The 17,519-nt window shown below is 65.3% G+C and carries 14 protein-coding genes and 1 pseudogene; 6 read left to right on the top strand and 9 right to left on the bottom strand.

What is annotated here, in order from left to right; genetic code table 11:
- From zwf to tkt, 4 genes are all read right to left on the bottom strand, one after another.
- Positions 1-1,474 (bottom strand): glucose-6-phosphate dehydrogenase (gene zwf, locus G9E11_RS20025; protein ID WP_190609210.1); only part of this gene is annotated, 1,474 nt, incomplete at its 3' end.
- Between the two features lie 15 nt (positions 1,475-1,489).
- On the bottom strand, positions 1,490-3,124 hold the full coding sequence (locus tag G9E11_RS20020) for a glucose-6-phosphate isomerase (protein WP_190609071.1): 1,635 nt from the start codon (positions 3,122-3,124) through the stop codon (positions 1,490-1,492).
- Positions 3,125-3,130: 6 nt separating this feature from the next.
- Entirely contained in the window at positions 3,131-4,249 is a 1,119-nt protein-coding gene (gene tal, locus G9E11_RS20015) for a transaldolase (RefSeq protein WP_190609070.1), read from the bottom strand.
- A 30-nt stretch (positions 4,250-4,279) separates the two neighbouring features.
- The gene (gene tkt, locus G9E11_RS20010) at positions 4,280-6,397 is read right to left on the bottom strand and encodes a transketolase (RefSeq protein ID WP_190609069.1); all 2,118 of its coding nucleotides are present in this window, start codon (positions 6,395-6,397) and stop codon (positions 4,280-4,282) included.
- A 518-nt stretch (positions 6,398-6,915) separates the two neighbouring features.
- Between tkt and G9E11_RS20005 the strand changes: the two genes are divergently transcribed.
- A complete protein-coding gene (locus tag G9E11_RS20005) occupies positions 6,916-7,863 on the top strand; it encodes a heme o synthase (RefSeq protein ID WP_190609068.1) in 948 nt (315 codons plus the stop codon).
- A gap of 296 nt (positions 7,864-8,159) precedes the next feature.
- Here the strand turns inward: G9E11_RS20005 and G9E11_RS20000 are convergent, their stop codons facing one another.
- From G9E11_RS20000 to G9E11_RS19985, 4 genes and pseudogenes are all read right to left on the bottom strand, one after another.
- A complete protein-coding gene (locus tag G9E11_RS20000; RefSeq protein WP_190609067.1) occupies positions 8,160-9,104 on the bottom strand; it encodes a COX15/CtaA family protein in 945 nt (314 codons plus the stop codon).
- Between the two features lie 7 nt (positions 9,105-9,111).
- Entirely contained in the window at positions 9,112-9,870 is a 759-nt protein-coding gene (locus tag G9E11_RS19995; RefSeq protein WP_190609066.1) for an ABC transporter permease, read from the bottom strand.
- Entirely contained in the window at positions 9,867-10,835 is a 969-nt protein-coding gene (locus tag G9E11_RS19990; RefSeq protein WP_190609065.1) for an ABC transporter ATP-binding protein, read from the bottom strand. The genes G9E11_RS19995 and G9E11_RS19990 overlap by 4 nt, the downstream gene beginning before the upstream one ends.
- 54 nt (positions 10,836-10,889) lie before the next feature.
- Positions 10,890-11,067, bottom strand: a pseudogene (locus tag G9E11_RS19985) (recombinase family protein); the annotation flags it as partial.
- 572 nt (positions 11,068-11,639) lie between these two features.
- Here G9E11_RS19985 and G9E11_RS19980 point away from each other — a divergent pair.
- Positions 11,640-12,119, top strand: coding sequence for a hypothetical protein (locus G9E11_RS19980; protein WP_190609064.1), 480 nt, complete (start codon positions 11,640-11,642; stop codon positions 12,117-12,119).
- A gap of 84 nt (positions 12,120-12,203) precedes the next feature.
- On the opposite strand, the gene G9E11_RS19975 is transcribed toward G9E11_RS19980, so the two are convergent.
- Entirely contained in the window at positions 12,204-12,449 is a 246-nt protein-coding gene (locus G9E11_RS19975) for a hypothetical protein (protein WP_190609063.1), read from the bottom strand.
- Positions 12,450-13,060: 611 nt separating this feature from the next.
- On the opposite strand from G9E11_RS19975, the gene G9E11_RS19970 reads away from it, so the two are divergent.
- The 4 genes from G9E11_RS19970 to sufD all read left to right on the top strand — a co-directional run bounded on the left by G9E11_RS19970 (position 13,061) and on the right by sufD (position 17,498).
- Positions 13,061-13,804 carry a GAF and ANTAR domain-containing protein gene (locus G9E11_RS19970; RefSeq protein WP_190609062.1) on the top strand — a complete coding sequence of 248 codons (744 nt, stop codon included), beginning with the start codon at positions 13,061-13,063 and terminating at the stop codon, positions 13,802-13,804.
- A gap of 135 nt (positions 13,805-13,939) precedes the next feature.
- Entirely contained in the window at positions 13,940-14,794 is an 855-nt protein-coding gene (locus G9E11_RS19965; protein ID WP_190609061.1) for a helix-turn-helix transcriptional regulator, read from the top strand.
- A complete protein-coding gene (gene sufB, locus G9E11_RS19960; protein WP_190609060.1) occupies positions 14,794-16,257 on the top strand; it encodes a Fe-S cluster assembly protein SufB in 1,464 nt (487 codons plus the stop codon). The genes G9E11_RS19965 and sufB overlap by 1 nt, the downstream gene beginning before the upstream one ends.
- Positions 16,257-17,498: a Fe-S cluster assembly protein SufD gene (gene sufD / locus G9E11_RS19955; RefSeq protein ID WP_190609059.1), complete on the top strand. Its 1,242-nt coding sequence runs from the start codon at positions 16,257-16,259 to the stop codon at positions 17,496-17,498. The genes sufB and sufD overlap by 1 nt, the downstream gene beginning before the upstream one ends.
- Positions 17,499-17,519: the final 21 nt, after the last annotated feature.

The following is a 17,519-nucleotide window of genomic DNA, read 5'->3' as shown; positions in this document are numbered from 1 at the left end:
GCTGTTCACCCAAACCGGCCCAGTACTCTTCGAAGGGGTCCAGGATCTTCCAGGACAGCTCCACTTCCTCGTGCCGCGGGAACAACGGCGGCTCACCCAGGAGCACATCCAGGATCAGCCGCTCGTAGGCCTCGGGGCTGGACTCGGTAAACGAATGCCCGTAACCGAAGTCCATCGTCACATCCCGGACCTCCATCTGGGTGCCGGGGACCTTGGACCCGAACCGGATCGTGGCGCCCTCATCGGGCTGGACCCGGATCACCACCGCGTTCTGCCCGAAATCATCGTCCCCGTGGTCACGGAAGAGCAGGTTCGGTGCCCGCTTGAACACCACCGCGATCTCCGTGACCCGCCTCCCCAGCCGTTTGCCGGCGCGCAGGTAGAACGGCACCCCGGCCCACCTCCGGGTGTTGATGTCCACCCGGATCGCGGCATACGTTTCGGTTTTGGAGTCCGCCGGGATGCCCTCCTCCTCCAGATACCCCTGGACCTGCTCCCCGCCCTGCCAGCCGCCGGCGAACTGGCCGCGGGCCGAATGCGTGGACAGGTCCTCCGGCAAACGCACCGCGGCGAGGACCTTTTCCTTCTCCGCCCGCAGATCGTCCGCGTTGAAGGAGATCGGCTCCTCCATCGCCGTCAGCGCCAGCAGCTGCAGCAGGTGGTTCTGGATCACGTCCCGGGCCGCGCCCACACCGTCGTAATACCCGGCCCGGCCGCCGGTACCGATGTCCTCGGCCATGGTGATCTGCACATGGTCCACGTAGTTCGCGTTCCACAACGGCTCGAACAACTGGTTCGCGAACCGCAGCGCCAGGATATTCTGCACCGTCTCCTTGCCCAGGTAATGATCAATCCGGAACACCGCATCGGCCGGGAACACCGACTCCACAATGTCGTTCAGCTGCCGGGCAGAGGCCAGGTCATGCCCGAACGGCTTCTCGATCACCACCCGCCGCCACTTCTCACCCCCGGCCTGCGCCAGGCCGTGCTTGGACAGCTGCCGGCAGACCTGCTCGAAGGCCTTCGGCGGGATCGAGAGGTAGAACGCGTGGTTCCCGCGGGTCCCGCGGTTCCCGTCGAGCTCCCCGATCGTCTCCCCGAGCCGCTCAAACGCCGCGTCGTCGTCGAACGCGCCCCGCACGAACCGGATACCCTCCGACAGCTGGTTCCAGACCGCCTCATCAAACGGCGTCCGGGCATACGCCTTCACCGCGTCCTTCACCTCCGCGGCGAAATCCTCGTTGTCCCAGTCCCGCCGGCCGAAACCCACCAAAGCGAAACTCGGCGGCAACAACCCACGGTTGGCAAGGTCATACACGGCAGGCATGAGCTTCTTACGGGCCAAATCCCCGGTAACTCCGAAGAGCACCAACGAGGACGGCCCGGCAATCCGGTTCAACCGCCGGTCCCGCGGATCCCGCAAAGGATTCCCGGACCGGCCCGCTGACCGTCTGCCGTTCAAAGTATCTGGCATGGTTAATTCAGGGCCTTAGCTCTCAGTGGCGGATGCTGCCTTGCCGGCAAGCGAAGAAACGATCTCCTGCAGCTGGGCGACGCCCGCAGCGCGGTCGGTGAGGTGCAGGCGCAGGACGGGCCGGCCGTGTTCGCTCAGCACCTGGGCGTCGCCGGCAGCCTGGGCCGTGATCAGCTCACCGAACGTGAACGGACGCTCGGGAATGGCGAGGTCCTGGGCGGACGCCGCCGTGACCTGCAGGAAGACACCGATCGCGGGGCCGCCCTTGTGGAACTGGCCGGTGGAGTGCAGGAAGCGGGGGCCCCAGCCGAAGGTGACAGGCCGACCGCTCACGGCGGCGAGTTCGTCCCGGACTCCCTCGAGCTGTGCGTAGGCCAGACGGTCGAAGTAAGCCTGGACGCTCAGGTACCCGTCGCTGCCCAGCTGTGCCAGCAACGCGGAGACCGCGTCGGTTGCTGAGGCGGCGTCGCCGAGCCATTCTCCGCCGCGCACCTCGATGGCGCCGTCGGTGAAGTTGGCCGGCGTCGGTTCCGGCTGGGCGTCCAGCAGACCACGGGCGGCCACCTTGGCGGCTTCGACGTCGGGCTGGTCAAACGGGTTGATGCCCAGGAGACGCCCGGCCACAGCAGTGGCGAACTCCCACACCATCATCTGCGAGGCCAGACCGCCGGCAATGGCAACTTCGTTCTCGCCGAGTTCGACGTCGGCATCCGTGCTGACCAGGCGGACTACCAGGACGTCTTCAGCGCCGGAAGTGACTTCCGGGGCATCCGGGCCGGCGACAACCGGCAGGACGCCGGTGCCGAGCTTGCCCGTGGATTCAGCGATGAGCTGTTCGGCCCAGTCAGCGAATCCCACGATGCCGGAGCCGTCCTCCGCGATGACGATTTTGTCGCGCAGCGGGTTGGTGCCGCCCAGCGCGGCGCCGAGGACCAGCCCGATGTTCTCGGGAGCGTCCTCGTTCAGGATCTCCGCGGCTTCTTCAGCCTCGTCCAGCAGGGCCGCAATGTCCACGCCGGCCAGGCCGGACGGGACGAGCCCGAAGGCCGTCAGCGCAGAGTAGCGGCCGCCCACGTTCGGGTCCGCGTTGAAGACCGCGCGGTAGCCGGCCTCGCGTGAGGCCTTGTCCAGCGGGGACCCGGGATCCGTGACCACGATGATCCGGCTCTTTGCATCGAGACCGGCCTCTGTGAAGGCGTGTTCGAAGATCCGCCGCTGCGAATCCGTTTCCAGGGTCGAACCGGATTTCGAGGAAACCACGATCGCGGTTTCCGCGAGGCGGTCCGCGAGGGCAGCACCGACCTGTTCGGGGTCGGTGCTGTCCAGCACAGTCAGCTCGACGCCAGCGGTGCCGGCGATGACCTCAGGAGCAAGCGAGGAGCCGCCCATGCCGCAGAGGGCAATGCGGGTAACACCCTCCGCTTTCAGGGCATCGCGGAGTTCCAGGATGCCGTCCACCAGGGGCCGGGAGACGGTGGCCGCCTCGACCCAGCCGAGGCGGATTGCCGACTCGGCTTCCGCATCAGGACCCCACAGGGTGTGGTCCTTGGCGAAGATCCGGGTGGCAACGCGGTCTTCCACGAGGGCGGGCAGGTGCTGCTCAAGAGCCTTCCGGGCGGAACCGGTGGCGTCGTAGCTGAGTGTGCTCATGTTGGGTTAGGAGGCCTTCCGTGCGGTGGCGAGGGCGCCTTCGACGTCTGCCAGGAGTTCCTTCCAGCTGGCAACAAACTTGTCCAGGCCTTCGGATTCCAGCAGGGCAACGACCTCGTTGTAGGACACACCGAGGGCATCAAGGGCGTTGAGGGTGGCGTTCGCTTCATCGTAGCCGTTGGTGACGGTGTCGCCCGTGACCACGCCGTGGTCGAACGTGGCGTCCAGGGTCTTCTCCGGCATGGTGTTCACGACGTTCGGAGCAACGAGCTCGGTGACGTAGAGGGTATCGGGGTAAGCCGGGTCCTTCACGCCGGTGGAAGCCCACAGCGGACGCTGCGGCAGGGCGCCGGCCTCGGCCAGCACGGCCCAGCGTTCGGTGGAGAAGAGCTCTTCGTAGACCTGGTAGGCGAGGCGTGCGTTGGCGACGCCGGCCTTGCCCTTGAGGGCCTTGGCTTCCTCGGTGCCGATCGCGTCCAGGCGCTTGTCGATTTCCGTGTCCACGCGGGAGACGAAGAAGGACGCGACGGAGTGGATCTTGGACAGGTCGTGGCCGTTGTCCTTGGCCTGCTCCAGACCGCTCTGGAAGGCGTTGATGACGGCGCGGTAGCGCTCCAGCGAGAAGATCAGGGTCACGTTGACGCTGATGCCCTCGGCCAGGGTTGCCGTGATGGCCTCCAGGCCCTCAAGGGTGGCCGGGATCTTGATGTGGACGTTGTCGCGGTTGACCTTCTTGTAAAGGTGCTTCGCTTCGGCGATGGTGCCGGCGGTGTCCCAGGCGAGGCGGGGGTCCACCTCGATGGAGACGCGGCCGTCCACACCCTTGGTTGCCGCGGCGATCGGGGCGAAGAGGTCGCAGGCGTCGGCGACATCCGTCGTCGTGATTTCGAAGATGGTCTCTTCGATGGAGGCGCCGGCAGCGGCCTGGGCCGCGATGGTGGCGTCGTAGTCCGTGCCGGCGGTGATGGCTGCGTGGAAGATGCTGGGGTTCGTGGTGACACCGACAACGTTCTTCTCGTCGATCAGCTTCTGCAGCGTTCCGGTCTTCAGACGGCCCCGGGAGAGGTCATCGAGCCAGATGGAAACGCCGGCGTCGGAAAGCTGCTGGGTGGGAGTGCTAGTCATTTCTAATCTCCTTGAACTTGTGGGGTGCTGTCAGGACTGGAGTCCGGCGAGGGAATCCTTGGCGGCGGCGGCAACAGCTTCTGCCGTGATGCCAAATTCCTGGAACAGGCGCTTGTAGTCGGCGGATGCGCCGTAGTGCTCGAGGCTGATGGAGCGGCCGGCGTCGCCGACGAACTCGCGCCAGCCCTGGGACAGGCCGGCTTCAACCGAAACGCGGGCCTTGACCGCTGCGGGCAGGACTGCCTCGCGGTAGGCGGCGTCCTGCTTGTTGAACCACTCGACGCACGGCATGGACACCACGCGGGCGGCGATGCCTTCGGCCTGCAGCGCTTCGCGGGCCTGGACGGCCAGCTGGACTTCCGAGCCGGTGCCGATCAGGATGACCTGCGCGTCCACGGTCTTGCCGTCTTTGGACGCCTCGGCCAGGACGTAACCGCCCTTGGCGACGCCAGCGGTCGAGCCGAAGGTGTCACCCTCGGCCGCGCCCTCGCCACGCTCGTAAGTGGGGATGTTCTGGCGGGTCAGGACGATGCCGGCCGGGTTATCGTGGTTCTCCAGCATGGTCTTCCACGCTGCCGCAACTTCGTTTGCATCGCCCGGACGGACGACGTCGAGGCCCGGGATGGCGCGCAGCGAAGCGAGCTGCTCAACCGGCTGGTGCGTCGGGCCGTCCTCGCCGAGGCCGATGGAGTCGTGGGTCCAGACGTACAGAGACGGCACGCCCATGAGGGCACCGAGGCGGATGGCCGGACGCTGGTAGTCGCTGAAAATCAGGAACGTGCCGGAGAACGCGCGGGTCTTGCCGTGCAGGCTGATGCCGTTCACGATCGACGCTGCCGCGTGCTCACGGATACCGAAGTGCAGGACCCGGCCGTAGGGGTTGCCGGACCAGGCGTTGGTCTGCTTGCCCGCGGGAACGAACGACGGCGAGCCCTCGATCGTGGTGTTGTTGGACTCGGCGAGGTCGGCCGAGCCGCCCCAGAGTTCCGGCATGACGGGGCCGATGGCGTTCAGGACCTTGCCGGACGCTGCACGGGTGGAGACGTCCTTGCCGGCCGGGAAGACCGGGAGAACGCCGTCGAGCTCGGTGGGCAGCTTGCGGGCTTCAACGCGCTCCAGCAGGGCAGCGCCTTCCGGGTTGGCGGACTGCCAGGCGGAGAAGGACTCTTCCCATTCCTTGCGTGCATGGGCGCCGCGGTCGACGACGGCGCGGGCGTGGGCCAGCACGTCCTCGTCTACCTCGAAGGACTTCTCGGGGTCGAAGCCGAGGACGTTCTTCAGTGCAGCCACTTCTTCCGAACCCAGGGCGGAGCCGTGAATCTTGCCGGTGTTCTGCTTCTTCGGGGCCGGGTAGCCGATGATGGTGCGCAGCGAGATGATGGACGGCTTGGAGGTTTCCGCCTTGGCCGCCTGAAGCGCCGAGTACAGCTCCTGGACGTCTTCCTTGTAGTCGCCGGTCTTGGTCCAGTCAACGCGCTGGGTGTGCCAGCCGTAAGCCTCGTATCGCTTCAGGACGTCCTCGGTGAAGGCGATGTCGGTGTCGTCTTCAATGGAGATGTGGTTCTCGTCGTAGATGACCACGAGGTTGCCGAGCTCCTGGTGGCCGGCGAGGGAGGAAGCCTCTGAGGTCACACCTTCCTGGAGGTCGCCGTCGGAAGCGATGACCCAGATGGTGTGGTCGAAGGGGCTGGTGCCGGGGGCGGCGTCGGCGTCGAACAGGCCGCGCTGGCGGCGCTGGGAGTACGCAAAGCCCACGGAGGAGGCCAGGCCTTGCCCCAGCGGGCCGGTGGTGATCTCCACGCCGGCGGTGTGCTTGTACTCCGGGTGGCCCGGGGTGAGGGAGCCCCACGTGCGCAGTGCTTCGAGGTCCTTCAGTTCCAGGCCGTAGCCGGAGAGGAACAGCTGGATGTACAGCGTCAGGGACGTGTGGCCGGGGGAGAGAACAAAACGGTCGCGGCCGATCCAGTCCGGGTTCTTCGGGTCGTGCCGCATCAGCTTCTGGAACAGGAGGTAAGCGGCCGGCGCCAGGCTCATCGCGGTGCCGGGGTGGCCGTTGCCCACCTTCTCCACGGCGTCGGCGGCCAGGACACGCACGGTGTCAACGGCACGCTGGTCAAGGTCGGTCCAAGTCAGTTCTTGCTCTTTCACATGTGCCACGGAATCCGGGCCCCTCTCTGTGTTAAACGACAAGCGGTAATGACACACAGCGGCAGGGCATAATTGGTGCCCGCTGCATTTGTGCCTACCAGCCGTTCACCATTGAAACGTTGATCTTCATTCAGTCGCCGGACGGTCGGAATGCGGTTTCTTGCCCGTCTTCCAGTGTGCGCTGATCTGCAGACAGCTTAGCTCGATTCCACACTTCGGGCGGCCAAAATCTCACCAGCTGGACGCAATTTCTCTTTTGTGAATCATCCGTGCGGTGAGGCTGCGTTAATGTGATTGAAGCAAGCACGAACGAATCATTTTCAGTGATTTGCCGTCACACACCGATGCCAGCGATCGATGCGGGACCGCGGTATGATATCGGGAGGCCACCGGCGGGCAGGGCGGGTTCTGGAACACACACGTCCGCCCCGTCAGCCGCCGATGAGGGATCGGTCCGGACCGCGTGTCCGGGCGAACCGATCAGATAAACAGCCAGACAGAAACAGAGTGACTGCCACGTGAGCACAACAGATACGCCGCTGACCTCTTCCCGGGTCCACGGAAGAGCCGGACTAGCCCGCAAGGCGAAGGCGTACCTTGCACTCACCAAACCCAGGGTTATTGAACTCCTGCTGGTCAGCACCCTGCCCACCATGATTTATGCACAACGCGGCTTCCCGTCCCTCGGCCTCATCCTGGCCACCCTCGTGGGCGGCGCGTTCGCCGCCGGCAGCGCCGGCGCTTTCAACTGCTACATCGACCGCGACATCGACAAGCTGATGCACCGCACCGAGAAGCGCCCCCTGGTCACCGGCGAGGTCACTCCGCGCGAGGCCCTGATCTTTGCCTGGCTGCTGGGCGCCGCTGCCATCGCCATCCTCTGGTTCGGCGCAAACCCGCTCTCCGCCTGGCTCGGACTCGGTGCCATCGTCTTCTACGTCGTCATCTACACGATGATCCTCAAGCGCCGCACCGCCCAGAACATCGTCTGGGGTGGCGCCGCGGGCTGTTTCCCCGTGCTGATCGCCTGGGCCGCCGTGACCAACACGGTCGAGTGGCCGGCCATCGTCCTGTTCATGGTGATCTTCCTCTGGACCCCGCCGCACTACTGGCCGCTCTCCATGCGCTACGGCGAGGACTACCGCAACGCGAATGTGCCGATGCTCGGCGCCATCGCCGGCGCCAAGGTCGTGTCCGTCCAGGTGGTCCTGTACGCCTGGGCCATGGTCGCGTGCTCGCTGCTCATGATCCCGGCCGGCAGCGCTGGCTGGGTTTACACCGCTGTTGCCGTCCTGGCCGGTGCATGGTTCCTGTACGAGTCTCACGCCCTCTACAACCGGGCGCAGGGCGGGGACCTCTCCGACAAGGGCGCCATGAAGGTCTTCCATGGCTCTATCAGTTACCTGACGCTGCTCTTCATCGCGCTGGCCGTCGACCCGTTCGTCGGCTCGCCGATCATGGGCTAGCCCACCCAGGAACCAGCCCTCCAGGACGCCCCCTCACCTCCTGCGGGTTTTCCTGCAACGCTTCCTCAGATCCTGCGGCTTTTCCTGCAACGCGTCCTCACCTCCTGCGGCTTTTCCTGCAACGCGTCCTCACCTCCTGCGGCTTTTCCTGCAACGCGTCCTCACCTCCTGCGGAATGACGAAACGCGCCTGCACTGCACATGTGAAGGGGCGTTTTCTCGTTGGCCGCCGGTGGCCCGATGTGAGGAAGCGTCGGGGATGGAGCGACAGGATATGAGGAAGCGTCGGGGGAAGGTTTACCTGACGGGGCTGGTGCGGGCGATGTCGGCGGCGTTGGTTGCCGCGCTCATGAGCAGGGCCGCACCCAGCATGTGCGCGCCGACGAGAAGCGCGGGAATGCCGTTGTAGTACTGCGTGAAGCCGATGACGGCCTGCAGCACGGTGACGCCGAGGAGCATCAGCACGGCCATACGGAACGTGCCGGAGATGCCGCGGCGGAACACGATGTACACGGCGAGCAGCGTGCCGGCGGTGACCAGGTAGGCGGGCACGGCATGGATGTGCGAGAAGAGGTCCCAGTCCAGGTCGTTGCGGGGCGCATTGGCGTCACCCGCGTGCGGTCCGGCGCCGGTCACCACGACGCCCAGCATGACGGCGATAGCGGAGAACAGCGCAACGGCGGTCATCACCGGCCGCAGGACCCCCGGCAGGGCGGTAAGGGGACGGGTGCGGAACCCTCCCGTCCTGCCGTACGCACGGTTGACCAGCAGCGTGGCAAAAACCACCAGGGCCATGGACACCAGGAAATGCAGGCCAACCACCCAGGGGTTCAGCTGGGTAAGCACGGTGATGCCGCCGATGACGGCCTGCGCCGGGATGCTCGCCAGCAGGCCCAGGGCCAGCAGGAACAGGTCCTTGCGCTCCTTGCGCAGGTTCCACAAGTAGACGAGCATGAGTGCCGCGACGGCGGCCAGGGCAAACGTCAGGAGCCGGTTCCCGAACTCGATGAAGCCGTGGATTCCCATCTCGGGGGTATTCACCAAGGAATTGTTCGTGCACCTGGGCCAGGTGGGGCAGCCAAGGCCGGAGGCGGTTAGCCGGACGGCGCCGCCGGTGACCACCAGGACCGTCTGCCCGATCAGGGACAGCACGGCAAGGCGGCGGACGGTCGAATCGACGGTGACCGGAAGCCTGGATGCCAGACGGCCGAGGAACTGGGGGAGGCGCGAAGCCGTACTCACTTTATTCTCAATTCCATTTGAACCAGCGGATGGCTGCTGCGCCGGCGAGAACCGTCCACATCAGCAGGACAAGGACAGCGTTGCCGTTGACGGCGCCGTGCAGGAAAGCGTCCCGCAGCCCTTCCCCGAGTGACCCGGAGGGCAGCAGGTGAACGGTGTTCTGGGCGAGTTCCGGCAGCCGCTGCATGGGGATGACGATGCCGCCCAGGGCGCCCAGCAGGATCCACAGCAGGTTGGTGATGGCCAACGTGGCTTCGGGCCGGACAGTGCCCGCCACCAGCAGCCCCAGCGCGGTGAACGCGGCCGCGCCCAGCACCAGCAGGCAAAGGCCGGGCAGGACGCCCAGCGGATCGGGGCGCCACCCGAGCGGGAAGGCGACAGCGGCGACGATGACCAGCTGGATCACCAGGACGGCCAGGACCGCGAGGATCTTTCCGGCGATGAGTCCGGCCCGTCCCAGCGGCGTGGTGGACAGGAACCGCAGCACGCCGTACCGCCGGTCGAAGCCCGTGGCGATGCCCTGCCCGGTGAACGCAGTGGACATGGCACACAGCGCCAGGATGCCCGGGACCGCGATATTGACCCGGCTGTCCCCCATGCCGTCGAGCAGCGGGGTGACCGTGAGGCCGATCAGGGCAAGAAGGGGTAGTACCACCGCGAGGATCAGCTGCTCGCCGTTCCGGAGCATGGTCGCGGCCTCGTACTTGCCCTGCAGCAGGATCCGGCGGAGCAGGGGAGCGGGGGCGCTGCCCGTGGCTGTCGTCATCGGATTTCCCTTCCGGAAATGTCAAGGAATACGTCTTCGAGGCTCCGGGCCTCCATGCTCAGCGAGCCCGGCATGATGCCGTGGTGTGCCCACCACGCGGTCAGCGCTGCGAGGTCCGCAGGGGTCAGCGCGCCGGTGGCCGTGTAGCTGCCAGAACGCGTCTCGCGGATCTGTATCTCAGCCGCCAGAACGCCGGTGAAGTCCAGCCCCGGCAGTGCTTCGAAGTGCAGCGTCCGGACATGGTCCCTGTGCGGCGTCTCCGGCATGTTGTGCTGCAGCAGCTGGGCGACGGTGCCCTCCGCAACGTTCCTGCCGGCGTCGATGATGTACACGTAGTCGGCCAGCCGCTGCGCGTCATCCATGAGGTGGGTGGTGAGAATGATCCCCATCCCGCTGTCCCGGAGTTCAGAGATCAGTTCGAAGACCAACTGGCGGGACTGCGGGTCCAGTCCGGCGCTGGGTTCGTCCAGGAACAGAACCTCGGGGTTGCCGATCAGGGCGGCGGCGAGGGCCAGCCGCTGCTTCTGTCCGCCGGAGAGCCGGCGGACGTTGGTCCTGCTGAAGCTGTCGATGCCCAGCCGCTGCACCAGCTCGTCCAGCGGCCTGGGATTGCGGTACATACCGGCAATGTGCCGGAGCAGGGGGATGGGACGGGCCGACGGCGGGAGGCCGCCGTCCTGGAGCATGACGCCGACGCGGGCGCGCAGTTCCGCTCCGGCGGTGCCGGGATCCGAGCCGAGCAGCGAAATAGTTCCGCCCGTGCGCTTTTGGAGCCCCTGGGCGCATTCGATGGTGGTAGTCTTGCCGGCACCGTTCGCTCCGAGCAGGGCCGTAACTTCGCCGCGGCCGGCGACGAGGGAGACGTCGCTCACCACCCTGAGCATCTTGCCATCGAGGGTGGGGAGCGGACCGACGTCCTTGATGAGCCCGTCGATGGTCAAGACGGGGGATTTGGGGGATCGCACCCCAGCATTCTACGTGAAGTAGTACTGTCACTGGTGAGGGCGTACTTCCGCGGCGGTAACCGGCCCGCCGAATCGTGTTCCGTTCTGACTGGCGGCGGCCGATGCCGGCATTGACGCGCTCGACGATCAGCTCTCGCTCATATTCGGCCAAGATGGCGAGCATGTTCAGCATCAGCCGGCCCGTCGAGGTCGCTGGGTCGATGCCGTTTGAAATGGATCGGACTTTGGACCCCAACGTTCTCGCCAGTCAGTTTTCGCCCGGCTCAGGTGGAACGTCATCAGCGGATAGCACCCTGAGTCAGGGAGGGCAGTGATGAGCCCGGAGATTGGGGTTGCCACCTGAATGAACGGAGATTCGGGAAGGACGACACTGAACCGGATGTTGCGCGGGGCTCCTCAAAAGATTCCATCAGGGCCGCTGGCTGCATAACGGATGACAGAGTTCCGATCGTCCGAACTGATCGGCGCTTGAGTTCACGAATCCAGGAATTAAGTATCCTGAGTATCCGGTGCCTCATCGCCCAGCATGCGCGCCTTAACGGTCTTAACCTAATCCGGGCGCCTGGATCAGAGCAGGATGGGCAAGTTTGAGGTGATCTAGTCGACCGCTGCCGGGCCTTCCATTGTCAGTCCAACTTTGAGGAAACGGATGAATCCGCTCCGCCGACAACGGCCGTGCCCCTTGTCGGAGGTTTTGTTCCGGCTCGAGGCGAAAGTATCCCTGGTAATACCGGTAGAAGGCAGTCCAATAGGTCTAGTGTGGGCTGGGTCGGCAATCGCCGCGATTACCCTCAGGGAGGGTGCATGAACTCCAAGCAGTCCAGCTCCGAGCAATTTATGAAGTACTTGAAAAGCGTTGGCGGTTCAGAAGCTGATCTCAACGCTGCGGCCTACGCGGCCAGCGATGACGACACCGTCGAGAGCGTGGTTTCACGCCTGCGGATGGAACAGCAGGAGAATGGGGGCAACGCCAAAGACCCCTCGATACTCCATGCCTCGGCGCAGGTGATGATCAGCAGACGGGATGAACGCGACCCAGTCCACCACGAGGGGGCTTCCCAGCCAGGGGAATACCAGCTGGACATCCATCACAGCGCAGGCGGTACCACACGGGAAAGCATCCCGGCGAAGGACATTGAAGCCGCCAAGGTCTGGGCGCAGGCACAAATCGAAGCCAGGGGCGCAGAGTTCGGAGCCATGTACTTTCCGGCCGGCGGAGGCGACTCACCAGGGACGGGAGCCCTCGTAGCCAGCTTCGACCGTTCGGTGGGCTGGTACCGCTAGCCGAAGTCGCGCCCGCGTTTCGACCCGGGCGCGGCAGGGCACGTGGGGTCTTCCAGGAAACGCCCTGACAGTGGGGAATTAAATTCACTGCTGGGTGGCTGGAGAGAATGTAGTCCGCTGCCGCCGGTCCCTCACGCGCAGGCACTGCCCCAAGATGCCGCGCAGGCTCATCGCGGTCCAGAAGGCGTGCTCTATTTTGGGCGTCCTGCGGGACACATAGAACGAGTTGGTGTAGAGGCCGTAGAAGGTGTCCCCGTCAAGGGCCCAGTCGAAATCCTGGTCAGGGTAGGTGGCTTCCTGGAGGAACTGGTCGAGCTGTGAATGCACCATGATGGCTCTTTTCCACGAGGTGCGATTGTCCGCCGTTCGGCTACAGCAACCTCAAGCTCAATACCGGGCACGGGGTACTGAGCGGAACTGCCGGACCACCCTCAGGGTGGCCCGACAGGGTGAAAGAATGGGTGAAGTGGGGCCAGCCCGGCACGGCACCCGTCAGGGGTGCCGCGCCAGGATCAGCGGGTTCCGGCGCGTGGGCGGAAGAGCGCGTGTTAGGCGTGGTTGTTACTAGCGCGTTTGCCGGCCTTCGCCAGCCGCGGGCTATCATCAGGCCGACCGTGAGGAAGATGATGTACTGCATCCCACGCAGTGATGATCGCCGCCGAACGCAAAACCATCAGCATCACCACGACCACGCGCTCCGCCCTAAGCTAAGGCGCAAACGTTGGCGTCCGCAGTAGAGGGCATTACAATTGGCTGTCACCAGGCCCGGCGGCCGGGGAACCGGGCCGCAGGCGCCGGCACACGTTGGGTGGACGAGCTATCTATTTCCGTTCTGGGCGCGCATACTCGAAAGAGCGCCGCGTATGCGGCTTCGCAAGTCCTCCGGTGTCCCCCCTTGCCAAGGGGTTGTTGTTTGGGCATGAAGAGGAATGAGGCCGGTCATGGCCACGGAAACACGTCAATTGCAGCCAGAGCTGCTCGTAGACCACCTGCAGGATCTTGTCCTGAAGACCGAGGACGTAAAGCTTATGCTCGACGAATTGGCAAACTTCACGGCTTCTACACTCTCCGATCCTGCTCTTGTTTTCTGCAGCATCACGCTCATGCGCCAAAAAAAGCCACTGACCGTAGCCAGCAGCGAAAAGGGCGCCGTCCGGCTGGACGAAACCCAATACCGCGCCGGCGACGGGCCATGCCTGACCGCCATCCGTGAAGAGACTGTCATCCACGTGCCGGACATGAGCAGGGAACACCGCTGGCCCGATTACGCTGCGGCGGCGCTCATGGAGAAGGTTGGCTCAAGCCTGTCCGTACCGTTGGTCCTGTCCGGGGAGGCGGAAGCGGGCCTGAACATGTATTCTACCCGCTCTCACGGGTTCAGCGGCGAGGACATCGAAAAAGCTGAGTCCTATGCCTATCACGCGTCCAAAGCTCTTCGGCTGGCGGTGAAAATCAGCCAGCTGGCTGAAGCCAAAAACAATCTCACTGCCGCGCTTGAATCGCGCACCGTCATCGACCTGGCCGCCGGGGCAAGCATGGCGCAAAACCGCTGCAACCAGGAATCTGCAATGAGAATCCTGAAAATCGCATCCAACACCCGCAACGTCAAACTCCGGGAAGTCGCGGCCTCAGTGCTCGCGTCACTGACTCAAGACCCAAAAGTCCGGACGCACTTCGACGCTTAGTCTTCACGGCCGGACCCAGACGCCTGCTATGCCGTACCGCCCCCGATCCTCGAGACGGGCCGGCGCAGCCCCACAGGGGCGCAGGTCAGCCTTGCCTTACTGGAACGCCGCAATAAATTACGACATGATTGTGTTGTGTATTCCATGACCAACACCACTGCCGTGCCATTGGCCGGGCCGGGCGCGCCTACAGGTGCGCTGCGCGGTGGAAAACGTGCTGCCCTGGCGTCCGTGCCGGCAGCGGCCGACGCCGACGAGCGCACGCGTGACCGCGTCCTAAGCGCCGTCCTGGAGCACGGGCCGGTCAGCGCAGCCGAACTGGGTGACCTCCTCGGTTTCACACCGGCCGCCGTACGCCGCCACCTGGACCACCTGTCCCGCGCCGGCGTGATCGAGGTCAAGCGCGTGGCCCGCGCAGGCGCCGGTGCCGGCCGCCCCGCACGCCGCTACGTCCTCAGCTCCCAGGGCCAGTCCTCACTGGGCGACGATTACCTGAACATTGCAACCCTGGCGCTCAAGCAGCTCGGCGCGGTGGCAGGGGACGAAGCCGTCCGCCAGTTCGCCGTCGAGCGTTTTGCCGAGATGGAACGCCGCTACGCCCCAGAGGTGGAAGCCGCCGGAACGGACATCACGGCCCGTGCGCAGGCCCTGTCCGCCGCCCTGTCCCGGGACGGCTTCGTCGCTTCCACGGCCACCATTGAAGCCAAGGCCCCGCTTCCCGCGGCGCTCTCCAGCGTCCAGCTGTGCCAGGGGCACTGCCCCATCCAGCAGCTGGCCACCCAGTTTCCCGTGTTCTGTGACGCGGAAACGGAAATGTTTTCGCGCCTCGTCGGTGTCGATGTCCGCAGGCTTTCCACGCTCGCCCGCGGGGGACACGTCTGCACCACCCACATACCCACAGGCCGTCCGGCCGCGACGGTGGCGGAAACCACCCGAGCCGTTACGGACAACCTGGACGAAGTATCCAACCATCTGCAAGAAAGGCCGTGATGACGGACCAACTATCAGAGAAGACGGTTGCTGAGACTGCTGTGATTTCGGAGATTCTCGAAAAGAATCCCGAGCTCCACGGTATCGGTACCTACGAGTACGGCTGGGCCGACAAGAACGACGTCGGCGCTAACGCCCGCCGCGGCCTTAACGAGGACGTGGTCCGCGACATCTCGGCCAAGAAGAACGAGCCGGAATGGATGCTGGACCTGCGCCTCAAGGGTCTGAAGTACTTCGACCGCAAGCCCATGCCCACCTGGGGCGCGGACCTGTCCGGCATCGACTTCGACAACATCAAGTACTTCGTGCGTTCCACCGAGAAGCAGGCCGCCACCTGGGAAGACCTGCCGGAGGACATCCGCAACACGTACGAGAAGCTCGGCATCCCGGAAGCCGAGCGCAGCCGCCTCGTCTCCGGTGTGGCAGCCCAGTACGAGTCCGAGGTTGTCTACCACCAGATCCGCGAGGACCTTGAGGCCCAGGGCGTCATCTTCCTGGACACGGACACCGCGCTGCGCGAGCACCCGGAGATCTTCCAGGAGTACTTCGGCACCATCATCCCCGTGGGTGACAACAAGTTCGCCTCGCTGAACACGTCCGTGTGGTCCGGCGGTTCCTTCGTGTACGTGCCCAAGGGCGTGCACGTCGACATTCCGCTGCAGGCCTACTTCCGCATCAACACGGAAAACATGGGTCAGTTCGAGCGCACTCTCATCATCGCCGACGAGGACTCGTACGTGCACTACATCGAGGGCTGCACCGCTCCGATCTACACGTCGGACTCGCTGCACTCGGCAGTTGTGGAAATCGTGGTCAAGAAGGGCGCCCGCGTCCGCTACACCACCATCCAGAACTGGTCCAACAACGTGTACAACCTCGTGACCAAGCGCGCGATCTGCGAAGAAGGCGCCACCATGGAGTGGATCGATGGAAACATCGGCTCCAAGGTCACCATGAAGTACCCGGCCGTCTACCTCACGGGCGAGCACGCCAAGGGCGAGACCCTGTCCATCGCGTTCGCCGGCGAGGGCCAGCACCAGGACACGGGCTCCAAGATGGTGCACATCGCGCCGAACACCAAGAGCTCCATCATCTCCAAGTCCGTTGCCCGCGGCGGCGGACGCGCGGCCTACCGTGGCCTGGTCCAGATCCGCGAGGGTGCCAAGCACTCCGCGAACACGGTTCGCTGCGACGCGCTGCTGGTGGACACCATCAGCCGCTCGGACACCTACCCGTACATCGACATCCGCGAGGATGACGTGCAGCTGGGCCACGAGGCAACCGTCTCGCGCGTTTCCGAGGAGCAGCTCTTCTACCTCATGTCCCGCGGCATGCGCGAAGACGAAGCCATGGCCATGATCGTGCGCGGCTTCATCGAGCCGATCGCCCGTGAGCTGCCGATGGAATACGCCCTCGAGCTGAACCGCCTCATTGAACTCCAGATGGAAGGATCCGTCGGTTAATGACTGCCGAAATTACTACTGAAAAGGCCCGCATCGGAGCGCCTTCCATCGCAGGTTTCACCGAGGAAGGTGAGGGGCTGGTCTCCGCCAAGGTGGACCACAGCCACAACCACGGCCTCACCGTCATGTCCTCGCGCGCCGAGCGGCTCACGAGCTTCGACGTCGCCGACTTTGCGCTGCCCACAGGCCGTGAAGAGGAATGGCGCTTCACCCCGGTCCGCGGACTGGCCAACCTGTTCTCCGACGCAGCGACGGACGGCGACGCGGCCGCGTTCACCGTGGAAGCCCCCGAAGGCTACGTCCGCGGCAGCCTGGCACAGGGAGCGGCCCCGCGCGGAACCGTCCTGACCCCGGCCGACCGGGCCGCCGTCGTCGCCTCCGCCAACACCGCCGAGGCCCTGCACGTGGTCATCCCGGCCGACGCCGAACCGGCCGAGCCGGTGCGCATCCTGGTCGACGGCGCGGGCGCAGGCCGCCGCTCCAACGCTCACTTCGTGCTGGAAGCCGGCGCCAACTCCCGCAGCGTCGTCATCGTGGAACACACGGGCGCCGCGGACCACAACGGAAACCTGGAAGTGATCGTCGGCGACGGCGCGCACCTCACCGTGATCTCCGTGCAGCTCTGGGAAGACGACGCACGGCACCTCGGCCAGCACGACGCCCAGGTTGGCAAAGACGCCGTCTACAAGCACATCGCCGTCTCCCTCGGCGGTTCCGTGGTGCGCTTGAACTCCAACGTCCGCTTCTCCGGTGAGGGCGCCGAGGCCGAGCTGCTGGGCCTCTACTTCGCCGACGCCGGCCAGCACCTGGAGCACCGGTCCTTCGTTGACCACAACGTGGCCAACTGCAAGTCCAACGTGCTCTACAAGGGCGCCCTGCAGGGCAAGAACGCGCACACCGTCTGGGTGGGCGACGTTCTGATCCAGAAGCAGGCCCTCGGCACCGACTCGTACGAGAAGAACCAGAACCTGGTGCTCACCGACGGCTGCCGCGCGGACTCCGTGCCCAACCTCGAGATCGAGACGGGCCTCATCGAGGGTGCCGGCCACGCCAGCTCCACCGGACGTTTCGACGACGAGCACCTGTTCTACCTGATGGCCCGCGGCATTCCCGAAGACGTGGCTCGTCGGCTCGTCGTGCGCGGCTTCCTCAACGAGATCCTCCAGCAGATCAAGGTACCGGCACTCGAAGAGCGCCTGACCGAGGAAGTCGAGCGCGAGCTCGCCGCCAACGAGAACTGACCGTACGGACCAGGCCCGGCC

It is taken from the genome of Arthrobacter ipis (assembly GCF_014694315.1).
GTDB lineage: Bacteria > Actinomycetota > Actinomycetes > Actinomycetales > Micrococcaceae > Arthrobacter > Arthrobacter ipis.
Note: the sequence above shows the minus strand (reverse complement) of the source record. Positions and strands in the feature narration are given on the sequence as shown.